9 protein-coding genes are annotated in these 12,655 nt (G+C 35.2%); 8 read left to right on the forward strand and 1 reads right to left on the reverse strand.

Translation table 11 applies throughout. The features are described 5' to 3' along the window. Nucleotides 1-128 precede the first annotated feature (128 nt). Both CD29_RS20455 and CD29_RS07760 read left to right on the forward strand, forming a co-directional pair. Nucleotides 129-338 carry a hypothetical protein gene (locus tag CD29_RS20455; protein ID WP_169716166.1) on the forward strand — a complete coding sequence of 70 codons (210 nt, stop codon included), beginning with the start codon at nucleotides 129-131 and terminating at the stop codon, nucleotides 336-338. A gap of 194 nt (nucleotides 339-532) precedes the next feature. Beyond that, complete coding sequence (locus CD29_RS07760; protein WP_197061746.1) at nucleotides 533-1,135, forward strand: class I SAM-dependent methyltransferase; 603 nt, start codon at nucleotides 533-535, stop codon at nucleotides 1,133-1,135. A gap of 224 nt (nucleotides 1,136-1,359) precedes the next feature. Here CD29_RS07760 and CD29_RS07765 read toward each other — a convergent pair whose 3' ends face one another. Then, complete coding sequence (locus tag CD29_RS07765) at nucleotides 1,360-3,741, reverse strand: DEAD/DEAH box helicase family protein (RefSeq protein ID WP_036185040.1); 2,382 nt, start codon at nucleotides 3,739-3,741, stop codon at nucleotides 1,360-1,362. Between the two features lie 129 nt (nucleotides 3,742-3,870). On the opposite strand from CD29_RS07765, the gene CD29_RS07770 reads away from it, so the two are divergent. From CD29_RS07770 to CD29_RS07795, 6 genes are all read left to right on the forward strand, one after another. Continuing rightward, entirely contained in the window at nucleotides 3,871-4,647 is a 777-nt protein-coding gene (locus CD29_RS07770) for an NERD domain-containing protein (protein ID WP_036185042.1), read from the forward strand. Between the two features lie 143 nt (nucleotides 4,648-4,790). After that, nucleotides 4,791-6,446 carry a restriction endonuclease gene (locus tag CD29_RS07775; protein ID WP_052124065.1) on the forward strand — a complete coding sequence of 552 codons (1,656 nt, stop codon included), beginning with the start codon at nucleotides 4,791-4,793 and terminating at the stop codon, nucleotides 6,444-6,446. 341 nt (nucleotides 6,447-6,787) lie between these two features. Further along, on the forward strand, nucleotides 6,788-8,722 hold the full coding sequence (locus tag CD29_RS07780) for a hypothetical protein (protein WP_052124066.1): 1,935 nt from the start codon (nucleotides 6,788-6,790) through the stop codon (nucleotides 8,720-8,722). Further along, nucleotides 8,712-9,557: a hypothetical protein gene (locus CD29_RS07785; RefSeq protein ID WP_052124067.1), complete on the forward strand. Its 846-nt coding sequence runs from the start codon at nucleotides 8,712-8,714 to the stop codon at nucleotides 9,555-9,557. Before CD29_RS07780 ends, CD29_RS07785 begins: the two co-directional genes overlap by 11 nt. A 3-nt stretch (nucleotides 9,558-9,560) precedes the next feature. After that, entirely contained in the window at nucleotides 9,561-10,319 is a 759-nt protein-coding gene (locus tag CD29_RS20665) for a DUF6339 family protein (RefSeq protein WP_235801796.1), read from the forward strand. Nucleotides 10,320-10,486: 167 nt separating this feature from the next. Next, nucleotides 10,487-12,598: an ATP-binding protein gene (locus CD29_RS07795; RefSeq protein ID WP_052124068.1), complete on the forward strand. Its 2,112-nt coding sequence runs from the start codon at nucleotides 10,487-10,489 to the stop codon at nucleotides 12,596-12,598. Nucleotides 12,599-12,655 lie beyond the last annotated feature (57 nt).

Here is a 12,655-nt window from a genome sequence, read left to right on the forward strand (position 1 = left end):
AAATTTCAACAATGCAAATTACCTAAACACTTTGGTCAATGCCAAAAGAATTGAAGCCATTATTGTTCAACCCATAAAATTCTTGTATAATAAAGGAAGAAATAGCGTAATGTAAAAAAGACTACCTGATGTTCCAGCATCAAGTAGTCAACAATAATAGTTGGTCCCTACAAGGGGATTGGCTACAAGATAGTACTAACCCATCCGTGCCTGCAAACTCAAGGATGGGTTATTTTTTATTTACTGACGAAAGTATTGATACAATTAATGCTGCGAATGCTACTGCAAACATTAATGCTTCAAATACTGTCATAAGGCCTCACCCCCATTCTGAATAGAGGAGTGAGCCAACCACCCTTGAGTTACCAAACTATTACATTTAAATTATAGCACGTACGTTCGTTTTTATGAATCCCAACTATATGACCAATTGTAAAAGAGATAAGTTTACTATTCTCCAATCTATAGAGGGAGAATCGGATCGAATAAAGAATAATTAATAATAGAAATCAACTAACAAGGAATGATCTCATTGCCAAATCAATCTACTAACAAAACGATAAATTACTATAATCAGAACGCATCAGCATTCACTTCAGACACTGTCGCAGTGGACTTCGATGAAAAGCAAAACGTACTCCTCAAATATCTTGCGCCAGGTGCACATATCTTAGATTTCGGTTGTGGTTCGGGAAGAGACAGCAAAGCCTTTCTTGAAAAAGGCTACAAAGTGACTGCCATGGATGGATCCAGTGAATTGTGTAAGATTGCAAGTGAGTATATTGGCCAAGACGTGCAATGTAAGAAGTTCCATGAGCTAGATGAAGTGGAAGCTTTTGATGCAGTGTGGGCATGCGCATCCATTCTCCATGTACCATCTGTTGAATTGCCTCAAGTAATTGAAAATATAGAAAGGGCATTAAAGTCAGGCGGTTACTTCTATGTTTCTTTTAAATATGGCGACTTCGAAGGCGAGCGAAACGGGAGATATTTCACAAATCAAAATGAAAAAAGTTTGAGAGAGTTATTGGAGCCTTTTACACAACTGGAATTGCTAGAAACGTCCGTCACACCTGATGTAAGAGCAGGGCGGGGAGATGAAATGTGGTTGAATGCGATTGTGAGAAAGAAATAGGAAATGAATGGAGAACGCAGTTAAATCTGAGAACCGATGAATCTTTGCAATCAATTCCTCTAGTTTCCGAAGTTGAGATACGACATATTCAAAGTTATGTGCAATTGCGCATAACTTTGAATATGTCGTATCTGGTTTTCGTCAGCTGAGGAATTTGAAGATTTAAAAGTAGCACTAAGTTTTACGAGCGAGAAATTTGTGTGGATGTTCGAATTTTTTTACTATTAATTCTCAAGTTTCCTTGCTTTCCGTTCAAAATATCGATGAAGTCGATAATCGCAAATTTCAGTCACCCAATGAAATAAAATCGATTCCATTTCAGTAGGGACCTCAATTTCGAAGGCAAACTCCTTATTACGGAATGCAACAAGCCCTTTGCTGCTGCCCGACCACTTCGTCATCGGCATTCGCTCGATAAGTGAAGTAACTTTTTTCAAATCATCATCAACTGGATCAATGTGCCTTCTTGCTTTTTCAGATAGGAACTCTTTGAAGAAGGGGACAACTTCCTCAGCTGTAATGGCACGTTTCCATTCCGATTTACCTCTCTCAAGCATCGCTTTCAAAACAACCATCTTATAGCTTTTGGACATAGCTGTCTTTTCAATTTCATTCAACAAATCCATAAATTGATTAAAAACCAAACTTTCCTCCGAAGTGAGTTCCTCAGCTTCCGCAAGCATCCCTACATAAGAGCCAAATTCACGAGATAGGTTCAACTCCAATACATTACTATTCAAGTGCATCTCCAAATAAGTCGGTCTGCGTCCCAACTCCATCTTCAACTCAAAATAAGCATCAATGATTTGTTGACGATAATTTCTATTTTTCTTCGTTAATTCTTCTAATAAATTAATTACTTCCAAATCGAAATGCAGCACACAATCCGTCATTGGTATCGTTTCAACTTCAGTTAACTTCAAACGTTCCGTTGGTTTTAGATCTGGTTTGAAAATCCGCAATTTGCGATCAGCATTCCGGTAATTCCCGATACAGTCGATAATGACACAGTGAGATTTTCCTTCGGCAATCCGCAAGCCACGACCAATTTGTTGTGTGAAAACTGAAATCGACTCAGTAGGGCGGATGAATAATAACGTATCTACAGCTGGGATATCCACCCCTTCATTAAAAAGATCGACCGTAAAAATAATCTCAAGATCGCCATTAGTAAAACGTTCGTGAATCGATTTTCGTTCATGTTTCGCATTCTGACCAGTTAAAACCTCAGCTTCAATTCCCTGGGATTTAAAGTTTTTACATAAATAAATTGCCTGCTTAACAGAAGAACAAAATGCAATGGTTTTTGTTTGCTTATGATTTTGCCACTCACGAAAAACTTTCTTAATAACGTCATCACGGAGCTGCTCGTTCAATAATTCTTCCTCATCATAATGCATACCGAACCAACGAATCTGAGAGTAATCAATTTCGTCCCTTATCCCGTAATAGTGGAAGGGGCTTAACCATTTCCGTGCAATCGCATCGAGGAAATGAATCTGTATGGCCACATTACCATCACAAAGACTATATACATCTTGGTTATCCAGTCGGTCAGGAGTTGCAGTAATCCCAAGTAAAAACTGAGGATCAAAATAATCAATCACTCGATTATAGGTTTTCGCAACTGCATGATGAAACTCATCAATGACAATTAAATCAAAGGCATCCTTTGAAAACTTGTCCAAATGAAACTTTTGAGAAATAGTATAAACCGATGCAAAAATCAGGTCACTCTCTGTATCCTTTTCATTTGCATTAAAATAGCCAGTAGATCGAGTAGGATGTACATTTTGAAAAGCACTCTTAGCTTGTTGCAAAATCTCATCCCTGTGAGCAACGAATAAAATACGTTTAAACTTTTGTGCAAAAAATGCAGCTAAATAGGTTTTCCCAAGTCCAGTCGCAAGAACAACAAGTGCCTTATCGTAACCTTGCTCCAATGTATCCTCTAATGCCGATAGTGCAAGCTTTTGAGCAGGGCGCGGCTGTATAATACCGTATTGCGCTGGTTCATCCATAACAATAGAAGGGGTAGCCCCGGCACCATACATTAATTCAGTAGATTCTGCTTCATTCCACATACTAGATAAAGGCGTAACTTTATTCGCCTCCAAATACTTTGTCTCATATAGTCTCAGGGACTCATCATTAACAGGAATTGTACTTTCACTATAGAAAACCTTATGAAATGCATCGATAGACTGTTCGAACGTCTCCATATCAATAGTATGAAGATTCCACTCAATTCCGCTCGTTAACGCCGACTTCGATAAGTTAGAAGACCCCACAATCACATGTTGCGATTGATTCCCCCTAAACAAATAAGCTTTTGGATGAAAAGACCTTCCATTCGACTGAAACATTCGAATCTCCGAATTCGGCAACTCTTTAATCAGCAATCGAAGCGCTTCTGGCTGCGTAATACATAAATAATCCCCAACCAAAAGCTGAATCTCACAACCCCTTGCATGTGCCTTTCGAAGAGTTGGCAGCATCAATTCAACCCCAGATTTCATGGCAAATGCAGTAATCCAGCAAATGTGGATTGCATCATCTGATAGAGTGACTAATTTTTGTATTAAGTTGGATGTGATTAGTTTCATAGTGGCTTCCTCACTGGAATAAAAAATTATAAACATAAAACAAGATAGTTTCTCTTTCTTTAATAATATATAATTGGAATATAAATACCAAATATTAAATTCACAAATCATAGAAAGGAATGTAGCAAAGTGGAACTATCCTTATTAATTCTAATTGTTATTTTTGTCGCAATGGCAGTACTAAAGGCAAAATACCCAGCCATTAAAGGTGCAGTAGGTGAACGCTTTGTAAATAAAAAACTAAGTGAACTCGGTACAAGCTACAGAGTGTTTCATGATCTCTATGTCCCGAACGATAAAGGTGGTACAACACAAGTCGATCATATTGTTACATCCCCGTATGGAATTTTCGTCATTGAAACCAAACATTATGACGGATGGATACTTGGTCAAGAAAATCAAAAATACTGGACCCAAGTCATCTATAAAAGAAAAGAGAAGTTATACAATCCCATCTGGCAAAACTATGGCCACATCCAAGCTATAAAAAAATATATAGGCAAAGAATACTTTGAACCAATCCACTCCATCATCGCATTTTCATCACAATCTACTTTTAAATTCAAAGAAACCTTTAAATCTGCAAAAGTCATCCAATTCCCACAACTATTAAAAGTCATCAAAGAATGGAATGAAATCAATATAAGCGAACTTGAGTTGCAAGAACTAAATCGAGCACTTGAGAAATTGATTATTGTTGATAGGAAAGTGAAGAGGCAACTTCAAAAACAACATGTCCAAACGATAAAAACGAATCTGAAAAATCAAAAAGTGAAAGAAACTGAAAGCGTGAAGCAAAATTTATGTCCTAAATGTTGGGGAGAGTTGTCTATTAAAAAGGGGAAGTATGGTTCTTTTTATGGGTGTGGTAATTACCCGAAGTGTAGGTATACGAGGAAAATATAAAACTACTAAAGGATATAGATTTCGTAATCAAATAAAAGTAAATTAATTAGAAATAACCTTACAAATTTTGTATATAATGTAATTAGGAATATTTTCCTATTAAAAATAATGCTACTAGCACTATGGAAAGGGGAATGTGATAAATGTACGAAGTAGAGATTCGGCATGATGGGCTAAACAAATACAGAGTTATAAAAGGATCAGATTTATACGTAGTGAATCAAAAAGCAGAAATGCAAGAGAGAGCTTGGGAAGAAATGTGGGAACGAAAACAAGAGCAAGATGCAAAGAAACAAGAAAGAGAAAGAGCTGCCCTAAAGAAAGAAGAAAAGAAGTCTTTAGCAGAACAATTGACAAAAGAAGCTGTTGAACAAATTGAAACAATTGAAAATATTTTAAAGCATACTTTAGATATAGATGACAAAATTGATTGGGATTCACTCAAAGATAAATCTAAATTTACTAAACCAAAACCAAAGAAAGTTGAGCCACTAAAAATTCCAATTGAGCCTAACAAAAGTGATATTAAATATCAACCTAAGCTTGGGTTAATTGACAAGTTAATATCTTCGAAAAAAGAGCAGAAAATTGAAGCATCAAATAAATTATATCAACTGGATTATGAACAATGGGAAAACGAAAAATTAAAAATAGAAAATTCAAATGAAGAAAACAATAATAAATACGAGGAAAAATTGAAGAAATGGAAAGATGCGGAGAAAAAATTCCTAAAGGAACAAAAAGAAAAAAATGAAGCTATCGAAACGCAAAAAGAGAATTATTTAAGAGGTGTTCCGTCCTCAATTATTGAGTATTGTGATATGGTTTTATCGAATTCCAATTACCCAGAAAGTTTTCCAAAGGAATATGATTTAGACTATAACGAGCTTAATAAAACATTAATTGTTGATTATTTATTGCCAGCTCTCGGACAAGTGCCAAGTTTGAAAGAAGTAAAGTATGTACAAACAAAAGATGAATTTAAAGAAATTCATCTTTCAGATTCAGCATTTAATAAAATGTTTGATGACCTGCTTTATCAAATTACGTTAAGAACAATTCATGAATTATATGAGGCAGATGATATTAATTCTATTGATTCTGTTGTATTCAACGGATGGGTAAAATCAATTGATAAGGGTACTGGAAAAGAAATAACTGCATGTATTTTATCAATTCAAACTGTGAAGTCAGAATTTGAAGAAATAAATTTAGCATTGGTAGATCCAAAAGTATGTTTTAAAAATCTAAAGGGAGTAGGAAGTAGCAAGCTACATAGTCTTGCACCGATAGCACCGATAATTAAAATTAATAAGGAAGATGAGCGATTTGTATCCTCATATGACGTAGCGGAAACATTAGATGAATCAACAAATCTAGCAGCAATGGACTGGCAAGATTTCGAACACTTAATAAGAGAATTGTTTGAAAAGGAATTTAACCAATCAGGAGGAGAAGTTAAAATCACACAAGCAAGTAAGGATGGGGGAGTTGATGCAGTAGCGTTTGATCCCGATCCAATAAGAGGTGGGAAAATAGTAATTCAAGCGAAACGATATACGAATGTCGTAGGCGTATCAGCAGTCCGTGATTTATATGGAACAGTAATGAATGAAGGCGCTACAAAAGGCATTTTAGTATCAACTGCAGACTACGGACCAGATGCATATAATTTTGCGAAAGATAAACCTTTAACCCTATTGAACGGAAATAATCTTCTTCACTTATTACAAAAACATGGTCATAAAGCGAAAATAGATCTTAAAGAGGCTAAAAAAATACTATCGGATAATCAGTAAATAAATATAATTGTAATTTATTAGTACATTGCTGAGCGCTGAGCTATGTCTGGGTAATAATAGTTGGAATATTACCGCTAGGGGTATTGTAAAGAATCAGTTAAAAATCGTACCCAAACTACAATCTAAAGTATACTGCAATCTCTTGAGACACCTATTAAAGCAAAAGGTGTCTTTTTATATAATATTAGTTAAGCTACAGATTATAATTAGCAAATTTAAGAACTACCGATTCTCGCACTAATTCCCATCCCTCCCTTTTTTCCACCAACCAACACCAGATCCAAACCTGTTATAATATTACAATAGTCATAGTACGATAGTAGGGAAAGGGGATTGAAATGCAATCATCATATTGGAATTTTCCGGCGGCGGCTGGTGGGACGATTAATTCTATCAACAATGCGGGGATTGAGACGTTTAAAGGGAATGAATTGGATTCGTTGACGCGAGAGATTTGTCAGAACTCGCTGGATGCGATAAAAGATGAAACGAAGCCGGTTGTGGTGGAGTTCAAAAGTTTCAAACTACAACGTAACCAATTTCCACAACGCGCGGAGTTATTAGAGGCATTAAACAAATGCGAAACGACTTGGAAAGGCAAGAATCCAAAATCGGAGCAGTTTATTGATCAAGCAAAATACATATTAAATGAAAATGAAATACCATTCCTACGAATTAGCGACTTCAACACTAAAGGATTAGAAGGTGCGCAATCTGGGGAGCTTGGTACGCCTTGGAGTTCATTGGTAAGAGAAGCGGGTTCCTCAAACAAAGGGGATAGTTCAGGTGGGAGCTTTGGGATTGGGAAGTCTGCACCGTTTGCGAACTCGAAGCTGCGTATTTTATTCTACTCATCACAAGACCAAACAAACTACCAATCTCATATTGGTGTAGCCAATATTATGTCGTTTGAAAAGCAGCCTGGCCATATTACACTAGGAACGGGTTATTTCACTAACAATCCAAACTCAACGGCAATTCCTGGGCTAATCAACCTAGATCCACAATTCAATCGTGCCGAAACAGGAACAGATATTTTCGTATCGGCTTTTGAACCAAAAGATAATAACTGGGTAGAAGCTGTACGTAATTCAGTAATTTTCAACTTCTTCATCACTATTTGGCAAAACAAACTTGTCGTAAAAGTGGAAGATGAGATTATCTCACATGAAAATATCGGGTCGTTCATTGCGCAGCTTGATGATGGTAATGAAGATTATCGTCATGTAAAAAATTACTTTAGACTTCTAACTTCTGAGGACAGCATCCAAATTCCATATCCAGCAAAATCTTATAAAAAGATTGGTAACTTCGAAGATGGCGAGGCAACACTTTACATAATGAAAGGTGAAGACCTAAATCGACGTGTTCTTATGACACGTAAAGCTGGTATGCGTTTATTTGAACAAAATCGCATTAGTGGAAGTATTTCATTCACTGGGATTCTAATTATCACTGGTAAGCACATGAACCAAGTGTTTAAGAAGATGGAAAACCCTGCGCACACTGGTTGGGAACCGAATCGATTTGAGGAAGCTCCGCGTGAGGCTGATACGGCGTTTAAAGACTTGCGGAAATTTGTTCGCGAAACTGTACAGCAACAATTCCAGGCTGAAACAACTGACACAATGGATGCCTTTGGTTTAAGCGACTTCCTACCAGACACAACGACAGTAGAAGGTGAAGGGGACGATAAAAAAGAATCTCTTACTCTCAAAATCAAATCTATCACCCAAAAGAAAAAAGAAAAGCCGAAAAAGAAACTGAAGAAAAAACAACGAAACCAAGACTTCGAAGAAACGCTTGAAGAAGCGGGCATTACTTCTGAAGGCGATCAAGCAGGCCATTCCGATGAAGAACGTGAACCAGGTCTTGGTGAAGGTGGCGGAACTGGCAATACACACGGAGAACAAGGACCTTCGGATGAGGGTGACGGTGGAGCAAAAGAAGGAAAAGGCGAAAAGGAAAAAAATAAACCGATTGACATGGAAAAACGTTACGTCTGTCTTCAAAAGAATGAAGGACTATATCGCATCAATATCAAACCCGATAAGAAATTTGAAAAAGGGAAACTAGAGTTCAAAGTAGCTGGTGAACAAAGCGATTACATCTTACCAATCATTGACGTTCAATCACCTGACATTGAAGTGACAAGTATCGATAAAAATGTTGTACGATTCATTAATTTAACAGGCAAGAAACCAAAAAACATTCAAGTAAAAGTAGAATACGAGCAATACTGCGTGTTGGAGGTGGACCTATATGAAATTTAATAATTCCTTCCCATACCCAGTGCTGTCAGTAGAGAACGACGATTATATTGGCTCGAAGTTTGAAACAAAGGTTGAAGCACAGAAAACATTTGGCCAACTTTATATCAATCTAAACTGTAATCTCCAAGACAGTAAGATTACGAACCTTATAAATGAAGGAAAAGCAAAGTATGCTTTGCATGTGGAGTGCCCACAAACGAGTTTCCGTAAAATCTATCAATCAAATGAAACAAAAATTGTAGCTGCGATTCCTGAGAACCTTTTGCGCGGAAAAATCGATGTGCATCCATTTCTCTTGGCTAATGAAACAATTGAAGGATACACGAATCCAAACCTGAATGAATTCTACACTGGTACATCCATCACCTACGAGAAGGGAAATATTCTAGCGCTTGGTGAAGCAGTAGAAGTCACTCTATTTGAAGATGACCTAGAATCACAAAACCTACCTTCAATTGTGACGATTCGCCGTTCAGAAAGTGCAAAGGAATTGGTCGTTTCACTCAACTCACCACAAGTTATTATCGAGTTGCCAAAGGCTATTTACGATCAATACGCAATTAATGCAGGTTCACGGTTAAAAGAAACGATTCTTTCTATGGTCATTTTGCCAAGTTTGATCGAAGTATTCTACACATTAAAAGAAGATAGCGCGGACTACAGCGAATACAAATGGTACCAAGTCCTTGAACAAATCTTTAAAAAGAACAACATTCCATTATCGCAAGTCATTGATGGAACAATCCCTGTTTTACGTGCAGCACAAATGGTCCTACAAAATCCATTAGAAAAAGCATTCAACGAAATCCAAAAACTAAACGAAGGGATGGAATAATCAATGAAAATCAAATTTTTATCTGAAGACGCCTTACAAGACCTTCGTGTAAACTTCGAAACCTATAAAGAGCACTACTATAAACGCGATGATGCATGGTTTGACGCTTATTTAAGTGAAGAAGGTAGATTGATAGAGTCGAGGATTGAGTTTGAGAAACCAGAGCTACATATAGGTGAAGATTACTTAGTAAGTGATTTTGAAAATGTGAAGATTGTCTATGAATCATTGAAAGATCTACCAGTATCTCTAGCAACTCAAGAAAAGCTCTGGTCCGGACTTGCTCACGTCTATTTCCGTGACTACATTTATTACCGTATTGCAAAAGACATTGAAAAGAAAAACGATACTCGAATCAAATCAGCCATGTTTTTTGAGAACGGTGCTAAACGTTCGTTGTTTGTTCATGCTTTAGCAAGATTATGGTGGGTAGGGTACATGACATATGACGAGAATAACCAAGAAGATCCTTACTGGCTGACAGAGTTTTTCTGTTCAGCAGATTTCTCTGCTAGATGTGTGGTGTTCTTCTCGAGTAACTTCACTTCTAATTGTGCGATTACTAAGGGGATATTACGGGCTCTGATTGCACTTCGTGAAGATGGTGTGGATATTAAGCGCGCTCATTTCGTTGAGTCAACAAAGTTCCTCAATATTTCTGGTGGTGCGATGGTACTTGATCTTTTAGAAGATGATGAAGTGAAAGAGATGGTGGAGAAGAGGTTGCTGAGGGTGTTTAGAGAACAAGTAGTATTTAATTAACAATATAAAGGGATATAAATCTAATAGAGAAGCATGTAGGAGTTTTAGAGATAGCCTAATGAAAGAACCTTGAAAAGTTACTTTTCAAGGTTCTTTTATGTTAATAATAATTCCAAAAATGTAAATTATGTGGGAGAATTAGGTGTGGAGAATCTAAGGAGGTTAGTATGAGTAGAAGATATCGTATTATTCTACTAACTTGTACATTTGTATTGTTACAAGTAGTTGGTTTAATTATTGAAGGAAATTTTATTAATTTATTTTCTAGTTTTTGGTATACTTCAGGGTTTGTTTTACTAATATTAATGTCTCTAGTTGATCAACCATTTTTCTCTAAAGACTCTAATATTTTTATGAATGCTATTACTGCTATTATGGCACTTTTACTAGTACCCATTGAAAATCACAACTTTGTTTATTATTTTTTTATTGTTTATACATTTTATCTAGTAATATCTAGTTATATTTTAATGATTATGAGGAGTAAAGAATTAAAGGAAGAAAATAAATTTATTCAATTTATTGCACGGTTTAATAGAATTATAGGAAAGCCCGACGCGATATTTTCAGCTTTCTTCCTTTGGGGAGCTGCAATACAATACACCACAAGTTCTGGAAAATTTAATGCCTTACTATTATTTTGGGTAATTTTTATGTTGTTGAATCTTCCAGAGCTATCAAAAGTAATTGAAAAGTTATTTGAAAAAACAAATATAAAGAGGCTAGGTATTGGGAAAATCTTTGGTGTTCAATCTAAAAATGTATTTTTAGTTAAAGTTGTTGGTAATTATGAAAACTTTGAACTATTTTCATATGTTGAAATGAAGTACTCAGTAGATAATAAAATTTATAGAGGCTTTATTTGTGAGATTATGCTCTTAGATAATGAACAATGGCTAAAAGTAATTGCAAATGAAGATATAAACAAACATTTCCATAATAGAAACATTATTGATTCTTATACTCAGGATACGGTGTATAAGATTGATAGTCCACAGTTTGATCATTTATTACATAAATTTGTAGGATTAGTTACGGAAGGAACAGTAATAAGTAAATTAAGATTCATTTACAATTCTATTATAGAAATTGAAGAAGGTAGTTTGTTGGAAGTAGGTATAAATGGTAAAAAGATTATTTATCAAATAGTACAGGGAAAAGTTGAAATTGAACAGTTAGCAAATAGGAATCAATCTGGTTATGTGTTAGGTGAAGCAATTCAATTGGGAATGTGGAATAATCAAAAAAGTCAATTTGACAAGTATGGATGGATTCCAGAAATAAACACCCCTGTTTATATTTCTAGTCCAATAGATGAAGTAATATTAGATAAAGATGAATTGATAGTTGGATACTTACCAGATTCAAATTATCCCGTAATAATAAATAAGACACTTGCTATTACACATCACACAGCTATTATTGGTGTAACTGGCACTGGAAAATCAGTATTTACTAGAAATTTAATAAGAGAATTATTGAATGATGACGTTAAAGTTATATGTATAGATTTCACAGGAGAGTATAAAAATAAATTTACTGATTTAAATCCTGTAAATATAATAAATCAAAATGAAGTGGAAACTATTTATGAATATATTGATAAGATAGAAGTTGAAGAGGCTAAGTTTGCTAATCAAAGAAATAATGATGCTCTCAAAGAATGGAAATCTCAAATGCATCAAATAATGAAGCAATCTATTGATGCATTTTTACGTGATGATACTAATAAAATTACAATCATTGAATTGCCAGAGGTATATAATACTTCTGGTGTAATGTACTATACAATGGCATTTATACGTACTCTTTTTTCTATTGCAAAAAATAATAGTTACAATAAAAAAATAAGCCTAGTACTAGAAGAGGCTCATACCATTATTCCTGAATGGAATTTTGCTGGTTCATCTGATAAAAATACGCAAGCTGTAATAAATAGTATAGCTCAAATTGCATTACAGGGTAGAAAATATAATATCGGTCTTCTTGTAATTGCTCAAAGAACAGCAAATGTATCTAAAACTATACTTACACAATGCAATTCGATAATATCATTTCAAGAATTTGATAAAACTAGTTTAGATTATCTAGCAAATTATTTTGGAAATGAAATTGTTGAATCTGTAAATAAGTTAAAATTTAGACAGGCAATAGGCGCTGGGAAAGCATTTAAGTCAAATGTTCCAATAATATTTGAAGTTCCAGAAATTAATGAAGATATTTATTTAAATGTAGAAAAAACAGTTGATGATTTTGAATTGATTGGATCAATTAGATAGCAATATTCAATCATAAAGGAATTTTTAAAAGGGACTGTTCTGGATCCATTCCATTAA

The organism is Ureibacillus manganicus DSM 26584, from assembly GCF_000772945.1.
Lineage (GTDB): Bacteria > Bacillota > Bacilli > Bacillales_A > Planococcaceae > Ureibacillus > Ureibacillus manganicus.

Coding starts and splice junctions, on each gene's coding strand:
- CD29_RS20455 (WP_169716166.1), top strand. CDS start 129: ATGTTCCAGCATCAAGTAGTCAACAATAATAGTTGGTCCCTACAAGGG.
- CD29_RS07765 (WP_036185040.1), bottom strand. CDS start 3,741: ATGAAACTAATCACATCCAACTTAATACAAAAATTAGTCACTCTATCA.
- CD29_RS07775 (WP_052124065.1), top strand. CDS start 4,791: ATGTACGAAGTAGAGATTCGGCATGATGGGCTAAACAAATACAGAGTT.
- CD29_RS07780 (WP_052124066.1), top strand. CDS start 6,788: ATGCAATCATCATATTGGAATTTTCCGGCGGCGGCTGGTGGGACGATT.
- CD29_RS07785 (WP_052124067.1), top strand. CDS start 8,712: ATGAAATTTAATAATTCCTTCCCATACCCAGTGCTGTCAGTAGAGAAC.
- CD29_RS20665 (WP_235801796.1), top strand. CDS start 9,561: ATGAAAATCAAATTTTTATCTGAAGACGCCTTACAAGACCTTCGTGTA.
- CD29_RS07795 (WP_052124068.1), top strand. CDS start 10,487: ATGAGTAGAAGATATCGTATTATTCTACTAACTTGTACATTTGTATTG.